Annotated in this window: 18 protein-coding genes; 4 read left to right on the top strand and 14 right to left on the bottom strand. The window is 62.4% G+C overall.

What is annotated here, in order from left to right; genetic code table 11:
* Positions 1 to 99: 99 nt before the first annotated feature.
* From pdxJ to rpoE, 10 genes are all read right to left on the bottom strand, one after another.
* Positions 100 to 822 (bottom strand): pyridoxine 5'-phosphate synthase, encoded by a 723-nt coding sequence (gene pdxJ, locus ACMGF5_RS14220; protein ID WP_217433418.1) that lies wholly within the window; start codon positions 820 to 822, stop codon positions 100 to 102.
* 61 nt (positions 823 to 883) lie between these two features.
* The gene (recO, locus tag ACMGF5_RS14215) at positions 884 to 1567 is read right to left on the bottom strand and encodes a DNA repair protein RecO (RefSeq protein WP_012312994.1); all 684 of its coding nucleotides are present in this window, start codon (positions 1565 to 1567) and stop codon (positions 884 to 886) included.
* A 53-nt stretch (positions 1568 to 1620) separates the two neighbouring features.
* A complete protein-coding gene (gene era, locus ACMGF5_RS14210; RefSeq protein ID WP_414156888.1) occupies positions 1621 to 2523 on the bottom strand; it encodes a GTPase Era in 903 nt (300 codons plus the stop codon).
* Complete coding sequence (gene rnc, locus ACMGF5_RS14205) at positions 2516 to 3205, bottom strand: ribonuclease III (RefSeq protein ID WP_012312992.1); 690 nt, start codon at positions 3203 to 3205, stop codon at positions 2516 to 2518. The genes era and rnc overlap by 8 nt, the downstream gene beginning before the upstream one ends.
* 161 nt (positions 3206 to 3366) lie before the next feature.
* Positions 3367 to 4221, bottom strand: a complete 855-nt coding sequence (gene lepB, locus ACMGF5_RS14200; protein ID WP_115273697.1) for a signal peptidase I — start codon at positions 4219 to 4221, stop codon at positions 3367 to 3369.
* Between the two features lie 5 nt (positions 4222 to 4226).
* A complete protein-coding gene (gene lepA / locus ACMGF5_RS14195) occupies positions 4227 to 6026 on the bottom strand; it encodes a translation elongation factor 4 (RefSeq protein WP_046787795.1) in 1800 nt (599 codons plus the stop codon).
* A gap of 182 nt (positions 6027 to 6208) precedes the next feature.
* Positions 6209 to 7615: a DegQ family serine endoprotease gene (locus ACMGF5_RS14190; RefSeq protein ID WP_196998204.1), complete on the bottom strand. Its 1407-nt coding sequence runs from the start codon at positions 7613 to 7615 to the stop codon at positions 6209 to 6211.
* Positions 7616 to 7824: 209 nt separating this feature from the next.
* A complete protein-coding gene (locus ACMGF5_RS14185) occupies positions 7825 to 8790 on the bottom strand; it encodes a MucB/RseB C-terminal domain-containing protein (RefSeq protein WP_115273696.1) in 966 nt (321 codons plus the stop codon).
* Positions 8791 to 8802: 12 nt separating this feature from the next.
* Entirely contained in the window at positions 8803 to 9393 is a 591-nt protein-coding gene (locus ACMGF5_RS14180; protein WP_115273695.1) for a sigma-E factor negative regulatory protein, read from the bottom strand.
* Between the two features lie 31 nt (positions 9394 to 9424).
* On the bottom strand, positions 9425 to 10006 hold the full coding sequence (rpoE, locus tag ACMGF5_RS14175; protein WP_003252049.1) for an RNA polymerase sigma factor RpoE: 582 nt from the start codon (positions 10004 to 10006) through the stop codon (positions 9425 to 9427).
* A 435-nt stretch (positions 10007 to 10441) separates the two neighbouring features.
* Between rpoE and nadB the strand changes: the two genes are divergently transcribed.
* On the top strand, positions 10442 to 12046 hold the full coding sequence (gene nadB, locus ACMGF5_RS14170; protein WP_125924242.1) for an L-aspartate oxidase: 1605 nt from the start codon (positions 10442 to 10444) through the stop codon (positions 12044 to 12046).
* 51 nt (positions 12047 to 12097) lie between these two features.
* Here nadB and ACMGF5_RS14165 read toward each other — a convergent pair whose 3' ends face one another.
* Together ACMGF5_RS14165 and ACMGF5_RS14160 are read right to left on the bottom strand one after the other, a co-directional pair.
* Positions 12098 to 12556 (bottom strand): protein YgfX, encoded by a 459-nt coding sequence (locus ACMGF5_RS14165; RefSeq protein ID WP_046784945.1) that lies wholly within the window; start codon positions 12554 to 12556, stop codon positions 12098 to 12100.
* Entirely contained in the window at positions 12540 to 12794 is a 255-nt protein-coding gene (locus tag ACMGF5_RS14160) for a succinate dehydrogenase assembly factor 2 (RefSeq protein WP_008094993.1), read from the bottom strand. The genes ACMGF5_RS14165 and ACMGF5_RS14160 overlap by 17 nt, the downstream gene beginning before the upstream one ends.
* A gap of 133 nt (positions 12795 to 12927) precedes the next feature.
* On the opposite strand from ACMGF5_RS14160, the gene ACMGF5_RS14155 reads away from it, so the two are divergent.
* Together ACMGF5_RS14155 and ACMGF5_RS14150 are read left to right on the top strand one after the other, a co-directional pair.
* A complete protein-coding gene (locus ACMGF5_RS14155) occupies positions 12928 to 13869 on the top strand; it encodes a YgfZ/GcvT domain-containing protein (RefSeq protein WP_404601856.1) in 942 nt (313 codons plus the stop codon).
* A gap of 31 nt (positions 13870 to 13900) precedes the next feature.
* On the top strand, positions 13901 to 14707 hold the full coding sequence (locus ACMGF5_RS14150; protein ID WP_414156887.1) for an HDOD domain-containing protein: 807 nt from the start codon (positions 13901 to 13903) through the stop codon (positions 14705 to 14707).
* A gap of 40 nt (positions 14708 to 14747) precedes the next feature.
* On the opposite strand, the gene ACMGF5_RS14145 is transcribed toward ACMGF5_RS14150, so the two are convergent.
* Both ACMGF5_RS14145 and ACMGF5_RS14140 read right to left on the bottom strand, forming a co-directional pair.
* Positions 14748 to 16127, bottom strand: coding sequence for a sensor histidine kinase (locus tag ACMGF5_RS14145; protein WP_046784942.1), 1380 nt, complete (start codon positions 16125 to 16127; stop codon positions 14748 to 14750).
* On the bottom strand, positions 16120 to 16791 hold the full coding sequence (locus ACMGF5_RS14140) for a response regulator (protein WP_012312981.1): 672 nt from the start codon (positions 16789 to 16791) through the stop codon (positions 16120 to 16122). The genes ACMGF5_RS14145 and ACMGF5_RS14140 overlap by 8 nt, the downstream gene beginning before the upstream one ends.
* 200 nt (positions 16792 to 16991) lie before the next feature.
* On the opposite strand from ACMGF5_RS14140, the gene ACMGF5_RS14135 reads away from it, so the two are divergent.
* Positions 16992 to 18281: an OprD family porin gene (locus tag ACMGF5_RS14135; RefSeq protein ID WP_161872334.1), complete on the top strand. Its 1290-nt coding sequence runs from the start codon at positions 16992 to 16994 to the stop codon at positions 18279 to 18281.
* Positions 18282 to 18292 lie beyond the last annotated feature (11 nt).

The following is an 18292-nucleotide window of genomic DNA, read 5'->3' as shown; positions in this document are numbered from 1 at the left end:
AAAGGCCCCACAGGTACAGCGCAGCTCTTGAGGCCTGCGCTGTACCTGTGGGGGCCGGCTTGCCGGCGATGGGCCGCCTGCATAACGCAGCGCAGATGATCAGCGCGAAGCTGCGACGATCAGCGCCTTCATCTCTGCCACCGCCGCCTTGAAACCTACGAACAGTGCATGGGCCACCAAAGCGTGGCCAATGTTCAATTCATTGATGCCCTTGATTGCCGCCACCGCCTCGACATTGTGGTAATGCAGGCCATGCCCGGCATTGACGATCAGCCCCTGACCGACGCCAAAAGCGACGCCGTCGACGATCCGTTTGAGCTCCTCAGCCACCTCAGTCGGCGTCTGGGCATCGGCATAACGACCGGTATGCAGCTCGATGGCCGGGGCACCCACACGGCGCGAGGCTTCGATCTGCCGCTCGTCGGCGTCGATGAACAGCGACACTTCGGCGCCAGTGCGCGACAGGCGCTCTACCGCAGCCTTGATGCGTGCCTCCTGCCCAGCCACATCGAGGCCGCCCTCGGTGGTCAGCTCCTGGCGTGTTTCAGGTACCAGACAGATATGCGCCGGGCGAATGTTTTCGGCGAACACCATCATCTCTTCAGTGACGCCCATCTCGAAGTTCATGCGGGTTTGCAGCACGTCCTTGAGCAGCACCACATCGCGCTCCTGGATGTGCCGGCGGTCTTCGCGCAAGTGCACGGTGATGCCATCGGCGCCTGCTTCCTCGGCATCCAGCGCAGCCTTGACCGGGTCCGGATAGCGTGTGCCGCGGGCCTGGCGCAAGGTAGCCACGTGGTCGATGTTGACGCCGAGAAGCATGCGGTTGCTGTGAGTCACGAAAGGCTCTCCTGAAGATTTAGCCCCACAGCATACGACGAGCTCAGCGCTTGCGAAACAGTTCCCGGCTGACCAGCGGTTTTGGCCCCAGATGGACCGCCAACGCCTGACGCATCAGGCGCTTGGCCGCGAGCAGCGCACCAGGTGCATCCCAGTCGGCCTGGGCGAGGGCCAACAGCTCGGCGCCATTGAACAAGCCAGGCTGAACCAGGTAAACGCGTTCAAGGCCGGCATCGACCTGCAAGCGGTACAGCCCGTCGGCCTCGATCGGCTCGTCGCTGACGTCGTGGTCAAGCGCAAAGGCGTAACCCAGGTCTTCCAGCAGGCGCCATTCGAAGGAGCGCAGCAGTGGCTCCAGCGGGCGCCCGGCGGCCAGGGCCTGCAAGGTCAGGGCGTAGTGCTCGAACAATTCCGGTTGTGGTGCCTCGGCAGGTAGCAGGCGCATCAGCAGTTCATTGAGGTAGAGGCCGCTGAACAGTGCGTCGCCGTGCAGCCAGGCCGCGATGCCCATGCTGTCCAGGCGCCCGACGTTTTTTAGCTCACTGCGGCCGCGCAGTTCCACTTCCAGCGGCACGAACGGCCGCACCAGGCTGCCACCCTTGCCCCTTGCACGGCGCAACACCGCGCGCACGCGCCCCTGCGGCGTGAAGAAGTCCACCAGCGCGCTGGTTTCCTTGTAGGCACGGCTGTGCAGCACGTAGGCCGGCTGGCCGACAGGTTGTTCCATGAAGTGTGGCCTGAAAGCAGAGCGGCCCGGAGAGATCCGGGCCGCTGGAGGGGTTACAGGTCGCCGTAGCCCAGCGAGCGCAGTGCACGCTCGTCATCGGACCAGCCGCCTTTGACCTTGACCCAGAGGTTGAGCATGACCTTGGCGTCGAACAGGGTTTCCATGTCCTTGCGCGCGTCGGAGCCAATGCGCTTGATGCGCTCGCCCCTGTCGCCAATGATGATCTTCTTCTGGCCGTCACGCTCCACCAGGATCAACGCATGGATGTGCAGCACATGGCCCTGCTGCTTGAACTCCTCGATCTCCACGGTGATCTGGTACGGCAATTCCGCACCCAGCTGGCGCATGATTTTCTCGCGCACCAGTTCAGCGGCCAGGAAGCGGCTGCTGCGGTCGGTGATCTGGTCTTCCGGGAAGAAGTGATCATTCTCCGGCAGGTGCTTGGCAATCAGCGCCTCGAGCGCGTCCAGATTGTGCCCCTGCTGGGCAGAGATGGGTACGACCTCGGCATTGGGCAGTTGCTCCTGCAGCCACTGCAGGTGCGGGATCAGCTCGGCTTTTTCGTCCATGCGGTCGGTTTTGTTGACTGCAATGATCAGCGGGCCGGTCACGTACTGAACGCGTTCGAGCACCAGTTGGTCCTCATCGGTCCAGCGCGTACGGTCGACCACGAAAATCACCACATCGACGTCCTTCAGGGCCGCCGAGGCATTGCGGTTCATGTAGCGGTTCAAGGCCTTGTCGTTGGCCTTGTGCATGCCGGGGGTGTCGACGTAGATGGCCTGCACATCACCCTCGGTCTTGATGCCGAGCATGTTGTGGCGGGTAGTCTGTGGCTTGCGCGAGGTGATCGCCAGCTTCTGGCCGAGGATATGGTTGAGCAAGGTCGACTTGCCCACGTTGGGGCGGCCGACGATGGCCACGTAACCGCAGCGGGTCGGATTGTTCTCAGTCATTGCCATTCTCCACGCCCAGGGCGATCAATGCGGCGGCGGCGGCGACTTGCTCGGCAATACGCCGGCTCACGCCCTGGCCACGGCTCTTGTTGTTCAGCAGCACCACTTCGCATTCGACGAAGAAGGTACGGCAGTGCGGTTCGCCCTGGATGTCCACCACCTCGTAGCGAGGCAGCTCACAGCTACGCGACTGCAGAAACTCCTGCAGGCGGGTTTTCGGGTCTTTGTTGGTGTCGACAAGGGTCAGGCTTTCGAACTCGTCGGTCAGCCAGGCCAGCACGCGCTCGCGGGCGGTCTGCATGTCGGCATCAAGGTAGATGGCGCCGATCAGGGCTTCGAGGGCATCGGCCAGGATCGACTCGCGGCGGAAACCGCCGCTCTTGAGCTCACCGGAGCCCAGGCGCAGGTACTCACCCAGGTCGAAACCGCGGGCCAGCCGGGCCAGGGTCTCGCCCTTGACCAAGCGCGCACGCAAGCGCGACAGCTGGCCTTCGCGGGCCTGCGGGAAGCGCTCGAACAGCGCCTCGCCGGCCACGAAGTTCAGAATGGCATCGCCGAGAAACTCCAGGCGCTCATTGTTGCGCCCGGCGTAGCTGCGATGGGTCAGGGCCAGCACCATCTGGTCCTGGTCTTTGAAGGTGTAACCGAGCTTGCGCTCGAGACGGGCAAGGGAAGCACTCATGCAGCCACCCGTTGGTTGTTCAACGCGTTGTTCAAATCAACATCCTGAAAGACTGTTTGGCTGTGGCCCGTCGCGGCGAGCGACGAATCTCTCGATCCCTGAGAACACAGCCTATGTCAGAAATGCATTCGGCGCTGTCTGCTGGACAGCGCCGAAGGGTATCAATGGATCAGGCCGACCCGCGACAGGTTGGGCAAGTGGCTGAGCTTGGGCTCTGGCCAGCTCATCCAGACCGCGAAGGCCTTGCCGACGATGTTCCGGTCCGGAACCATGCCGTGCAGTTCCTTGGGAATGTTCGGGTCATCCCAGTAACGGCTGTCGTTGGAGTTGTCGCGGTTGTCGCCCATCATGAAGTAATGGCCGGCCGGCACGGTCCACTGCTGGTCCGGCGGCATGCGATAACGGGTCATTTCCTTGCGGATCAGGTGCTCGGCTTCGCCCAGCTTTTCCTTGTACAGCTCGGCGCTGCCCAGGGTGCCGGGCTCGGCACCGACCAATTGCTCGGCAATGGGCTGGCCATTGACGAACAACCGCTTGTCGCTGGTATAGCGGATCTGGTCACCTGGCAGGCCCACCACACGCTTGATGTAGTTGACGTTCGGGTCGCTTGGGTAGCGGAACACCATCACATCACCGCGTTGCGGGTCACCCACCTCGATGACCTTCTTGTCGATCACCGGCAGGCGAATGCCGTACGAGAACTTGTTCACCAGGATGAAATCGCCCACTTCCAGGGTCGGTTTCATCGACCCCGAGGGGATCTGGAACGGCTCTACCAGGAACGAGCGCAGCACCAGTACGATGAACAGCACCGGGAAGAACGACTTGCCGTACTCGACCAGCAGCGGTTCCTTGTTCAGGCGCTCGACCACGGCCATTTCTGGCTGGGTGACGCTACCCTGGTAGTTGGCGACAGCCGCCCGCCGGCGCGGGGCCAGGAACAGCAGGTCGATCAAGCCCAACAGACCGCAAACGGCTACGGCGATGACTAGCAACAGCGGGAAATTTAGCGACATAGGACCTAGCTATCCAACCTGAGCACGGCGAGGAAGGCTTCTTGTGGAATCTCCACGTTGCCCACCTGTTTCATGCGTTTCTTACCGGCCTTCTGCTTCTCCAGCAGCTTTTTCTTACGGCTGACGTCACCACCGTAGCACTTGGCCAGTACGTTCTTTCTGAGCGCCTTGACGGTTGTCCGCGCGATGATCTGGCCGCCAATGGCTGCCTGGATCGCCACATCGAACATCTGCCGAGGGATCAGTTCCTTCATCTTCTCGGTCAACGCACGGCCTTTATAGGCCGCGTTGTCGCGGTGCACGATCAATGCCAGGGCATCGACCTTGTCGCCGTTGATCAGTACATCCAGCTTGACCAGGTTGGCCGACTGGTAGCGATCGAAATGATAGTCCAGCGAAGCATAGCCGCGGCTGGTCGACTTCAGGCGGTCGAAGAAGTCCAGCACCACTTCGTTCATCGGCATGTCATAACGCACCTGCACCTGGCTGCCGAGGAACTGCATGTCGCGCTGTACGCCACGCTTCTCGATGCACAGGGTGATGACGTTGCCCAGATGCTCCTGCGGCACCAGGATGGTCGCGGTGACGATCGGCTCGCGGAAGTCCGTGACAGCCGAAACATCAGGCAGCTTCGACGGGTTGTCGACAACGATGGTTTCGCCGGTCTTGAGTTCCAGCTCGTAGATCACGCTCGGAGCCGTGGTGATCAGGTCCAGGTCGTATTCGCGCTCCAGGCGCTCCTGGATGATCTCCATGTGCAGCATGCCCAGGAAGCCGCAACGGAAGCCGAAGCCCAGTGCATCGGAGCTTTCGGGCATGTATTGCAGCGACGAGTCGTTCAGGGTCAGCTTCTGCAGGGCGTCGCGGAAGTCCTCGAAATCGTCGGAGCTGACCGGGAACAGGCCGGCATAAACCTGCGGCTGGATCTTCTTGAAACCGGCCAGCATTTCGACCTCGGGAGTCGAGGACAAGGTCAGGGTGTCACCGACCGGCGCACCATGGATGTCCTTGATGCTGGCAATGATGAAGCCTACTTCACCGGCTTTCAGATCAGCGGTCTGGGTATGTTTCGGGGTGAAGACACCCACGCTGTCGACCAGGTGCACCTTGCCGGTGGACTTGACCAGGATCTTGTCGCCCTTCTTGACGCGGCCCTGACGCACGCGCACCAACGAAACCACGCCCAGGTAGTTGTCGAACCAGGAGTCGATGATCAACGCCTGCAGCGGGGCATCGATCTCGCCCACAGGCGCGGGAATGGTGTGGACCAGGCGCTCGAGCACCTCGTCGACGCCCATGCCGCTCTTGGCACTGCACGCCACCGCGTCGGTAGCATCGATGCCGATGATCTTCTCGATCTCGTCCTTGACCCGATCAGGGTCGGCCTGAGGCAGGTCCATCTTGTTCAGGACCGGCATGACCTCAAGGCCCTGCTCGATGGCGGTGTAGCAGTTGGCCACCGACTGGGCTTCGACACCCTGGCCGGCGTCCACCACCAGCAGCGCACCTTCGCAGGCCGCCAGCGAACGCGAGACTTCATAGGTGAAGTCGACGTGGCCGGGCGTATCGATGAAGTTCAGCTGGTAGGTCTTGCCGTCCTGCGCCTTGTAGTGAAGCGTGACGCTGTGGGCCTTGATGGTGATCCCGCGTTCGCGCTCCAGGTCCATGGAATCCAGAACCTGAGCTTCCATTTCGCGTGCCGACAGGCCACCGCACATCTGGATGAAACGGTCGGCCAGCGTCGACTTGCCATGGTCGATGTGGGCGATGATGGAGAAATTGCGGATATGACTCAAATCACTCACGGGTCAACACTCGAAAAGGCTGCGAGCCGGACGCCCGCCGAAAAATAGCCGGGAATTGTACCTCAACCAGCAGGGATATGGGAGATTCCTCTGACGCACGATACAGGCTGACTCCCGCCAAGAATTGTGAACTCTCATGAAAAAGGGCAGCCGAAGCTGCCCTTTGCAACCGGCAAGCCGGCTTATTCAGCAAGCTTGAAGGTGATGAAGCTCGCCCGGCCTTGGCGCAGCACGCGCATGGATACCGAACGGTTCTTCGGCAGGTCCTTGGCAATTTCGGTGAACTGCTTGGCCGAGGCGATCGCCTGGTTGTTCAAGTGGCTGATAACGTCACCCGGACGCAGGCCAATCATGGCTGCCGGGCCATCCTGGACTTCTTTGATGACGACGCCACCCTTGAGCTCCAGCGATTTCTTCTGCTCGGCGGTCAGGTCAGAGACGGAAACACCCAGGCGGTTGCTGCTGCGCTCTGCACTGCCATCGGCACCCGTACCAGTACCGATATCGGCATCGTCATCAGGCATCGCACCAATGGTCACATCCAGGTTCTGGCGCTTGCCATTACGGATGATCTCAAGCTTGGCCTTGGCGCCAGCCTTCAGGGTGCCTACCAGATGCGGCAGGTCGGCCGACATGACGATCGGCTGGCCGTTCATGCTCAGGATCACGTCGCCCACCTGCAGGCCGCTCTTGGCTGCCGGGCCATCTTCAAGCACCTGCGCCACCAGGGCACCGGCCGGCTTGTCGAGGCCGAAGGATTCAGCCAGGTCCTTGTTGACTTCCTGAATGACCACGCCCAGCCAGCCGCGGCTGACCTTGCCGTCCTTCTTCAACTGGTTGGAGACATCGATCGCGACATCGATCGGGATGGCGAACGACAGGCCCATGAAACCGCCCGAACGGGTGAAGATCTGCGAGTTGATACCCACTACTTCGCCATTCATGTTGAACAGCGGCCCGCCGGAGTTGCCTGGGTTGATGGCCACGTCGGTCTGAATGAAGGGCACGTAGGTGTCATTGGGCAGGGTGCGGCCTTTGGCGCTGACGATCCCTTTGGTCACCGAATGATCGAAACCGAACGGCGAACCGATGGCCAGCACCCACTCACCTACCTTGAGCTTCTCGGAGTCGCCCAGTTTGACGGTGGGCAGGTTCTTGCCGTCGACCTTGAGCAGGGCCACATCGGTGCGCGGGTCGGTGCCGACCAGTTTGGCCTGCAGCTCGCTGCGATCGGACAGACGGACGATGATCTCGTCGGCATCGGCAACCACGTGATTGTTGGTCAGCACATAACCGTCACTGGAAATGATGAAGCCTGAGCCCAGCGACTGGGCCTCGCGCTGGCGGTCACCGCGGGGCGAACGCGGCTGTTGCGGCATGTTGCGCTCGAAGAACTCGCGGAACATCGGCGGCAAGCCTTCGAGGTCCGGCATCTGACCGGCAGCGACACGGCGGTCAGGCAGCTTTTGCTTGGTACTGATGTTGACGACGGCCGGCGAGGCCTGCTCGACCAAGGTGGTGAAGTCCGGCAGGGCCTCCTCGGCCTGGGCGGTCAGCACCTGGCCAAGCATCAGCACGGCGGCGAACATCGATAGGTAGGATTTCAAGCGTGGTATTGACATACGGCTCCCGTCACAACGAGCGTAGTTAGCGTAAGACCGCCTGCAAAAGCAGGAAAGGCCAGACTCCAAGAAGCCTGACCTATAGAAAATTTACAGATGGATTGCAAATGACAATGCTTTAATTTCATTTCAGCCGCATGTCCGTGCGCCTTGGCATGAGCCGAAAAAGGGCGCCATTACTGACGCGCCTGAGCATCCTGTGGGCGCATCGACAATGCGACGCGTTCTGCAGTACCTAATGGAATTTCGCCGACCACAGTGACCATCACCTTACCCTTGGGCGTGTTAAGGCGACGTGAAACGGCCGAAGTAGGGCCTAGCTGAGTACGCACATCAGCGCTGGCATCTTCCGTGACCAGCTCCAGAAACACCGAGAAGCGTGCCAGGCCATCGTCATACATGAGGCTGCTGATGGTGCTATCGCCAGAAGGGTCACGCCGTACGGTACTGTTGATCAGCTCGAAACCCGGTGGCAGCCAGTCCGAGCGCCAGCCTGCAACGGCTTCGGTCTTGGGGCGGGCCACACGCTCTACCGGTTTGCAGGCGGCACTGGCCTTCAAATCGGCATCGGTAGGCAGGTCATCGGTATCAAGGCGCGTCATCTGGAAGCGCTCGAGCAACTGCCCCTTGTCGTTGAGCATCAACGAGCGTAGCGGCAGGCCGGTTTTGCTGTCCAGGTGCATTTCAAATGCGTAGCGGTGCTGGTCGCGCGGAGTAAGCGTGACAATGACCGCGTCGCGCCCGGCGACCCGTGCCTTGCCCGCTACAGCCAAATCGTACCAGCTCATCAGTTTGAGGGGGTCGAGCATGCGCGGCGCGGCATCGGGCAAGTTGCTCACGCCACTGGCCAATGCACCACTGACGCATTGCACCTTGCCGTCCACCCGCACGATTTCCTGGGCGGCACCGTCAAGCTGGAGCAATCGCTCGCTGACCTTGCCGTCCTGAACCCGATGCCAAATGTCGTGGGAGGAAAAGCTGCCGTTTCGTTCGTAAACGAAGGAGCCCTGATAACTCTGCCTTTGTTCGGCCTGTGCCAGCTTGTTCAACCATTCGCTTGCCTGGGGCGACGAATTGGCTGCCAACGCCGGCACCGTCATGCAACTGCCTACAAGCAGTGACAGGAGAGGTAGCGCGCGCATGATCCTCCTTACTTAGCGGTTTTCCAGGCTGGCGGCGCGGGCATACGGCAGGGCAGTTTCAGTACCCTTGAGCGCGGATTCCTGCGCGTGCTGGCGCAGATACCCCGGCAGACGCTGATCCCAGCCGGCCTGGTTCTGCAGCACGCCATTGGCCATCGGCCCGGTCGGTTGCTCACTGCCTTCACTATAGCCTGCCAAAACAGCCGGGCCCTGAGTTTGTGGCATGCTCAGGCCTTGCTGGGCAGGTTGCTGCGAAGCCAGCTCGGCGCCGGTGATCTCGTCCTGGTTGTACATGCGTACGCCAGCCAGCACAGCAACGGTAACCGAGGCGGCAACGGCCAGGCGGCCAATGCTGCGCCATGGGCTTTGCTTGACTTTGGCCGGTACGGCTTCGTCAGCCAGGGCGGCAGACACCGCCGAGGCGATATCCAGTTTCGGCAGCAACAGCTCCTTGTGCATCGCTGCGCGGGCTACCTGGTAACGCGACCAGGTGGCACGGGTTTCGGCATCGTCGACGGCGCTCAGCACCCGTCGCAATTCCAGTTCGTCCGCTTCGTTATCCATTACCGCGGACAGCGATTCCTGCAAAGCTTCACGACTCATGGCGGTTCCTCTCTTGGCTGTCGCCGCTGTCTCAGGTTTCCTGCAACAAGGGCTGCAGGGCTTTGTCTATGGCCTCCCGAGCGCGGAAGATTCGAGAGCGCACGGTACCCACCGGACATTGCATGACACTGGCAATGTCTTCGTAACTCAACCCGTCGAACTCACGCAGGGTCAGAGCCGTGCGCAAATCTTCAGGCAGTTGCTGGATGGTGCGATGGACTGTGCCTTCGATTTCATCCCGCAACAGGGAGCGTTCTGGGGACTCGAGATCCTTGAGGCCATGATCGCCGTCGTAAAACTCCGCATCCTCGGAGCTCACATCGCTGTCTGGCGGCCGTCTTCCACGGGACACCAGATAGTTCTTCGCCGTATTGATGGCGATGCGGTACAGCCAGGTATAAAACGCACTGTCACCGCGGAAATTGCCAAGCGCACGGTAGGCCTTGATAAAGGCTTCCTGCGCTACATCCTGGGCCTCGTGGGTATCGTGAACGAACCGCACGATCAACCCGAGAATCTTGTGCTGATACTTCAGCACCAACAGATCGAACGCTCGCCTGTCACCGCGCTGCACGCGCTCGACAAGCTGCTGATCCTCTTCCTGGGTTAGCATGAACACTCCTCAGTGAACTCGAAGGAGCGTTGCATCAGCCATCGTTCGGGCTTGCAAACATAGACTCGGGCTTTTCGCAAAAGTTCTCTCCTCCAAGCAAGTTTCCTGCGGCCCTTGACTGGCTCGCACGGAAGACGCGGCGCGGGCACGGCCGGCAGCGTCGATAATCAGGTTTCGGATACGCAGGTGTCAGCCCGGATAGAGCCGCCGCCACGCGTCGCCGCGCGAAATGATGGCGCACGGGCAGCCTTCATAGGATTTCCAGCCATGTAGGAAAGTTCCCACGAAGATTGCCCTAACGTCGCAAGTGGCATGGAAATTGGCCACCGCAGGCTGCTATAAAGGCAACCCGGCCTCTATTCACGATAGTTTCACAATGCCATCTACGCGTGTCTATTGTGCCGTGCCCCCTCCGAAGATTACTAGTGTCCCGACATGAGCCAACAATTCCAACATGATGTCCTGGTGATCGGCAGCGGCGCAGCCGGTCTCAGCCTGGCACTCAACCTTCCCGCCCACCTGCGCATCGCCGTACTGAGCAAGGGCGACCTGGCCAATGGCTCGACTTTCTGGGCCCAAGGTGGCGTGGCCGCGGTACTGGACGACACCGATACCGTGCAGTCCCATGTCGAGGACACTCTCAATGCCGGCGGCGGGCTGTGCCACGAAGATGCCGTGCGATTCACCGTCGAGCACAGCCGCGAAGCCATTGAGTGGCTGATCGAACAGGGCGTGCCCTTTACCCGCGATGAGCACTCCAGCGTTGACGATGGCGGCTTCGAATTTCACCTGACCCGCGAAGGCGGGCACAGCCACCGGCGCATCATCCATGCCGCCGATGCCACGGGCGCAGCCATTTTCACCACGTTGCTGGAGCAAGCCCGCAAACGCCCCAACATCGAACTGCTTGAGCAACGAGTGGCGGTCGACCTGATTACCGAGCGGCGCCTGGGCTTGCCCGGCGCGCGGTGCCTGGGCGCCTACGTGCTGAACCGCAACAGTGGTGAGGTGGACACCTTCGGGGCGCGCTTTACCGTGCTTGCCACCGGCGGCGCCGCCAAGGTCTACCTGTATACCAGCAACCCCGATGGTGCCTGCGGCGATGGCATCGCCATGGCCTGGCGCGCCGGCTGTCGGGTTGCCAATCTGGAATTCAACCAGTTCCATCCCACCTGCCTCTATCATCCGCAGGCCAAGAGCTTCCTGATCACCGAAGCCCTGCGCGGCGAAGGCGCCCTGCTGCGCCTGCCCAATGGTGAACGCTTCATGCCGCGCTTCGACCCACGCGAAGAACTGGCTCCGCGCGACATCGTAGCCCGGGCCATCGACCATGAGATGAAGCGCCTGGGCGTGGACTGCGTCTACCTGGACATCACGCACAAGCCGGCCGACTTCATCAAAAGCCATTTCCCAACGGTCTATGAGCGTTGCCTGGCCTTCGGTATCGACATCACCCGTCAGCCGATCCCGGTAGTGCCCGCCGCCCACTACACCTGTGGCGGGGTGGTGGTCGACGATCGCGGCCATACCGACGTCCCGGGCCTGTACGCCATCGGCGAGACCAGCTTCACCGGCCTGCACGGCGCCAACCGCATGGCCAGCAACTCGCTGCTCGAGTGTTTCGTCTACGGCCGTTCCGCTGCCGCGGACATCGAGGCCCGCCTGGCCCAGATCGCCATGCCCAAAGCCCTGCCCTGCTGGGATGCCAGCCAGGTCACCGACTCGGATGAGGATGTGATCATTGCGCACAACTGGGACGAACTGCGGCGGTTCATGTGGGACTACGTGGGTATCGTGCGCACCAGCAAGCGCCTGCAGCGTGCCGAGCACCGCGTGCGCCTGCTGCTGGACGAGATCGACGAGTTCTACAGCAACTACAAGGTCAGCCGCGACCTGATCGAGTTGCGCAACCTGGCACAGGTGGCGGAGCTGATGATCCGCTCGGCCATGCAGCGCAAGGAAAGCCGCGGGTTGCACTACACCCTGGATTACCCCGGGATGCTGGCTGAGGCCAAGGACACCATACTGAGCCCAGCCTGAAGATCGATGCCCTTCGCGGGTAAAACCGCAAAGGGGCGACGCGGCACCTGACTAGCGTGCCGCGACCTCAGCCCACCTGCGCCGACTGAATTTCAGCCGTACCCGCAGGCGCCGATGCTGATCCGCCGCCAGGGCATCGCCGACAACACATTGACTCTCGCCCAACCAGCGCCCAGGCCTTGCGAACCGCAATACCACCAGGCCCGGCAGCGCCACGCTGTCGCGACACAGACGCACCGCCTGCCAGCCCCCGGCACGGCTGAAAAGCTGCCAGCCGCAAGCATCCCGGCGCAGGCCAGTGACGGCTTGAGCATGGGTCAGCAGTATGCGTCGGGGGATCACCCAGCAGGCATGGGCCAGACAAGCGACGGAGGCAGGAAGGGAAAGCCACCAGGGCAGCGCACTCAGCCACAAGGCAAGCAACGCCAGCACCTGGCAGATCAGGTAGGCCGTCAGCAGCAGGCGCGAGCCCTGCCAACGGCACTCGAAACACTCACTTGGGCTGGACACGGTCCAGAATGATGCGGACCATGCGCTGCAGCTCCGGGTCTTCGGACTCGGTGCGCTCCATGAACCAGCCGAACATGTCCTGATCCTCACAGCTCAACAGGCGAACGTAGAGTTCGCGATCGGCTTCGCTCAGGGTCGGGTAGACCTCCTGGGTGAAAGGCACCAGCAGTACGTCGAGTTCCAGCATGCCGCGGCGGCTGTGCCAGAAAAGCCGGTTGAGTTCAGTTTGTTCGACCATGGGGCCCTCCTCAAATGGGCGGCCAGTATACAGCCAGGCGCACGAAGCGGCACGAGGCGTTGGTCTAGTCACCTACCTATTTTGTTACTGGCGTTCTATGATGGCCGCCAGTCTTTAGCCACCGCGATCCCCCATGGCCGATTCCGCTTTCTACAGCCCCCTGTCCCACGAGGGCATCCTCGCCGTCCGCGGCTCCGACGCCGGCAAGTTCCTGCAGGGCCAGTTGACCTGCAACATCAACTACCTCAGCCCCGAGCACGCAAGCCTTGGCGCCCGCTGCATGGTCAAGGGGCGCATGCAGTCGAGCTTCCGCATCCTGCCCGAAGGCAACGGCTACCTGCTGGCCATGGCCAGCGAACTGCTCGAGGCGCAGCTGGCCGACCTGAAAAAATACGCCGTGTTTTCCAAAGCCACGCTCAGCGACGAAAGCGCCGCCTGGGCGCGTTTCGGCCTGCAGGACGGTGATGCGGCGCTGCGGACTCTGGGTTTGAAGGTGCCGACCAGCGCCGGCGCCACCGAACGCCATGAAGGCCTGATCGCCGTGGCCGTCTCCGAAGGTCGCGTGGAACTTTGGGTACCGGCGGACGCCGCCGCCAGCGTGCGTGAACAACTGGCAAGCGCATTGCCGCAAGGGCCTCTCAACGACTGGCTGCTGGGGCAGGTCCGTGCCGGCATCGGCCAGGTCATGGGCCCGACCCGTGAGCTGTTCATCCCGCAAATGATCAATTTGCAGGCGGTCGATGGCGTGAGTTTCAAGAAGGGCTGCTACACCGGCCAGGAAATCGTCGCCCGCATGCAGTACTTGGGCAAGCTCAAGCGACGTCAGTACCGCTTGCTGCTGGACCAGCAGGATATTCCTGCCCCGGGTGCGCAAATCTTCTCGCCGACCCATGGTTCATCGGTCGGGGAAGTGGTCATCGCGGCCAGCACGGGTCAGGGCTGCGAGCTGCTTGCGGTACTCAGTGCCGAGGCCGTGGAAGACGACAACCTGCACCTGGGCAGCCTGCAAGGCCCACGCCTGCAGGTCTCGAGCCTGCCTTACGAACTGGATCGCGACCGGGAAATCCAGCGCTGACCAGCCCGCCACCCCTGCTGTAGAGAAGTACATGAACAAGCTGGCCGAGATGGTTCAAGCACAGTTGCTGGCTGCCATCGCCAACGATGACCTGGTCCTGCCGACCCTTCCGGAAGTTGCCCTGAGCATCCGCGAGGCTGCCGAGGACACGGAAATCAGCGTTGCTGCCCTGAGCAAGGTGATTGGCCGCGATGCTGCCCTCTCCGCCCGCCTGATCAAGGTGGTGAACAGCCCGCTGCTGCGGGCGGCGATCGAGGTCACCGACCTGCACACGGCCATCACCCGCCTGGGTATCAACTACACCTGCAACCTGGCCATCGGCCTGGTGATCGAGCAGATCTTCCATGCACGCTCATCGGCAGTTGAGCAAAAATTGAGGGATATCTGGGCAAACAGCCTCGAAGTCGCGGGCATCAGCTATGAAATCTGCCGCCGCTTTACCCACCTCAAGCCTGACCAGGCCACCCTCGGCGGCCTGGTCAACCAGATCGGCGCGCTGCCGGTGCTGATCTACGCCGAAGAGCACAACGAACTGCTCTCCGACCCGGTATGCCTGCACTACGTGATCGAGCAGATCCAGCCTGTGCTGGGCGACAAGATACTTTCGTCATGGGAGTTCCCCGAGCAACTGGTCAACTTGCCAAGCCAGGTTCAAGACCTGGACCGGCGCACCGACAAAGTGGACTACATCGACGTGGTGCAGATTGCCCGCTGCCTCAGCCAGCGCGGACGCAGCCGGCCGCTGGCGGCGTTGCCGGCCTATCGGCACCTGGGGTTGCCGTTTGGCACGGAACTGGAGATTGGCGAACTGCTGGAAGCGCGGAGCATGCTGCGCTAGCCAGCGTCTTGCCCGCCAAAGGTTCTGCACAGGCAAGCCATCAGTCAGCGATAAAACTCACTCGCACTTTCAACCCCCCATTCTCGCCGTCATGCAGACTGATCTGCGCCAGGTGCGCGCGACAGATCTCACCCACAATCGCCAACCCCAAGCCAGTTCCCTGGGCACTGCGGCGATAGAAGCGCTCGAATACCCGCTCGCGCTCATCCTCGGGGATACCCGGGCCATCATCTTCGACCTCCAGTACCGCTGGCGCCAGAACCCGCAAGATCACATTACCGCCCGCCGGGGTATGTGCCAGCGCGTTGTCCACCAGGTTGCTGAGCAACTCGTTGAGCAGCGTCGGCTCCCCCTTGAGCCACACCGGCGCCGCGGCCTCCAGCGCCAGGGCCACGCCCCGTTTATGCGCCAGCGGTGCCATCGCCATGCCCAGCTCGCGTGCCAGCTGACTCAGGTCCAGGCGCTGAGCGCCACCTTCGGCGATTGCCCGAGCGCCATTTTCCACCCGTGCCAACGATAAAAGCTGGTTGGCCAGATGGGTCAGCCTGTCAGTGCCTTGGGCGGCAGACTCCAGCGTCTGGTGCCACTGTTCGGGCTGCTTCGAGCGCAAGCCCAACTCGACCCGCGCCTTGAGCGCTGCCAATGGCGTGCGCAGTTCGTGGGCGGCCTCGGCAATGAACTGCGCCTGGCGCTCGAACTGCCCTCGCAAGCGTTCGGTGAAGTGATTCAAGGCACGCACCAGCGGGTCAAGCTCACGCTGCACCTGCACCCGCGGCAGCGCGCGCAGGTCATCCGGCTGGCGCTCTTCCACGGCTTTGCGCAGACGCTCCAGCGGGCGCAGCGCCGCACTCACGGCGAACCAGACCATCCCCAATGCCCCCAGCGCCAGCATGCCCAGGCGCAGCAGGGTATCGGCCATCAGCCCGCGCGCCATCCTCACCCGCGCCTCCTCCGTCTCGGCCACACGGATTTCAGCCATGCCGTTCATGTTTGGCTCGCTGACCGCCTTGAGCAGACTGACCACACGCACGTCCTGCCCGAGGTAGGTGGCGTTGTAGAAGCGCGCCAGCGCCGGGTAATCGTCGGTACGCGGTGTGCCCGGCGGGGGTGGCGGCAGGTTCTCGTAGCCCGAGATCAGTTTCTGGTTGATGTCCAGCACCTGGTAGTAAATGCGCCCGGCACTGTCGTAGGCAAACGTGTCCAGCGCCACGTAGGGCACGTCCGCGCTGAGCGTGCCGTCGCGCTGGGACAGGCCGGCAGCGATGGTCCGCGCCGATGCCAGCAAAGTACGGTCGTAGGCGGTATCGGCCGCCTCGCGGCCATTCCAGTAGGCGCTCAGGCCGCTGGCCAGCATCAGCACTACCAGCAACAGCGCCAGGTTGCCCAGCAAGCGCCCGCGCAGGCTGCCATTGTCACGCATCGCGGTGCTCGAGCAGGTAGCCGAGGCCGCGGAACGTGACAATGGCCACCGACTGGCCGTCGAGCTTCTTGCGCAGGCGGTGGATGTAGATTTCGATGGCGTCGGGGCTGGCCTCTTCGTCCAGGCCGAAGACCTGGGCGGCCAATTGCTCCTTGCTCATCACCCGGCCGGGGCGTGCGATCAGCGCCTCAAGTACGCTCTGCTCACGGGAGGTCAGCGTCAGGTTGTCCTCGCCCAGGGCGAACCGCCGGGTATCAAGGTCATACACCAGCGGGCCGCAGCGCTGCTGACGCTCGCCGCCGAGCACGCTGCGGCGCAGCAGGGCCTTGACCCGTGCTTCCAGTTCGGTCAGCTCGAAGGGCTTGGCCAGGTAATCGTCGGCGCCCAGGTTCAGGCCATGCACCCGGTCCTTCACATCGCTGCGCGCCGTCAGCATCAACACCGGCAGGGTCTTGCCGCGCCCGCGCAGGCGGGCCAGCACCTCAAAGCCGTCCATGCGCGGCAGGCCCACATCGAGCACGGCAACGGCGTACTCCTCGCTGGCCAGAGCCAGATCGGCGGCCACGCCGTCATGCAGCACATCCACGGTCAAACCATGGCTCTTCAGGGCCTGGGCCACGCTTTCGGCCAGTTGTACGTGGTCTTCGACCAGCAGCACACGCATCGGATTCTCCCTGCTCGGGTGGGGCGGTGGCGCGGAGTGTACCGCTGTAGCCCGGTCTGTGAAGCCCCTTGTAACAAACCTTTCAGGCTGAAAGGTTAGCGAAAGGTTCGTTACCTAGCATCGCACCACGGTCGCCCCACGCGCCGAAATAAAGCACCAGCAAGGTGCAACGAATAAGAACAATAACGGAGTCATCCCCGATGCTGTCATCGCAGCCGCAGGCGTTCGCGCCTACCCGTTCCCCATCCGCACGCCCATACGCCTATGCCTGCGCCCTTGCGCTTGCCGGCGTCGCCCCGATGAGCCAGGCCGCCTTCTTCGAAGACAGCACGGCAACCTTCGAAACCCGCAACATGTACTTCAACCGCGACTTCCGCGACGGCACCAGTGCACAGCAATCCAAGCGCGAAGAGTGGGCCCAGGGCCTGATGCTCAACTTCGAGTCCGGCTACACCGACGGCCCCGTGGGCTTTGGCCTGGACGCCCTGGGCATGCTCGGCATCAAGCTCGACTCAAGCCCCGACCGCGCAGGCTCCGGCCTGTTGCCGACCCACGATGATGGCAAGGCCGCCGATGAGTACTCCAAGCTCGGCCTGACCGGCAAAGTGAAAGTGTCCGAGACCGAACTGAAAATCGGCTCACTGATCCCCGAACTGCCGACCCTGCAGCCCAACGACGGGCGCATCCTGCCGCAGACCTTCGAGGGCGGCCTGGTCACCTCGAAAGAAATCCAGAACCTCACCTTCACCGGCGGGCGCCTGGAAAAGGTCAAGGATCGCAACGACACCAACTGGGAAGACCTGACCCTGAACAACAAGAACGGTCGCTTCGGCGGCACGTTCGCGGCAGACAACCTCGACCTGGCGGGCGTCGACTACCAATTCACCGATCGCATCACCGGCAGCTACCACTTCGGCCAGCTCGACGACATCTACCGCCAGCACTTCCTCGGCATGGTCGCCACCCAGCCTTGGGGCCCGGGCACCTTCGGTGCAGACCTGCGCCTGGCAGTGAGCGATGATCAGGGCCAGGCCAAGGCCGGCAACATCGACAACACCACCGTCAACGGCATGTTCAGCTATGCCTTGGGCGGGCACAAGGTGAGCGCCGCCTACCAGCACCTGTCAGGTGACAGCGCCTTCCCTTATGTCGATGGTGCCAACCCGTACCTGGTCAACTTCGTGCAGATCAACGACTTCGCCGGCGCCGACGAGCGCTCCTGGCAAGTGCGCTACGACTACAACTTCGCAGCGCTGGGCGTCCCTGGCCTGACCTTCATGACCCGCTACATCAACGGCGACAACGTCAGCCGCGCCGATGGCAGCGAGGGCAAGGAGTGGGAGCGCAATACCGAGTTCAAGTACGTGGTACAAAGCGGCCCGTTGAAAAACGTCGCCGTGCGCCTGCGCAACGCCACCTTCCGTTCGAATTTCGCCCGCGATGCCGACGAAGTGCGGCTGCTGGTGAGCTACAGCGTCGCCCTGTGGTAACCCATAACAAC

This window comes from Pseudomonas sp. BNK-15, assembly GCF_047456105.1.
GTDB classification, from domain to species: domain Bacteria; phylum Pseudomonadota; class Gammaproteobacteria; order Pseudomonadales; family Pseudomonadaceae; genus Aquipseudomonas; species Aquipseudomonas putida_E.
This window is presented reverse-complemented; position numbering and strand designations above follow the sequence as displayed.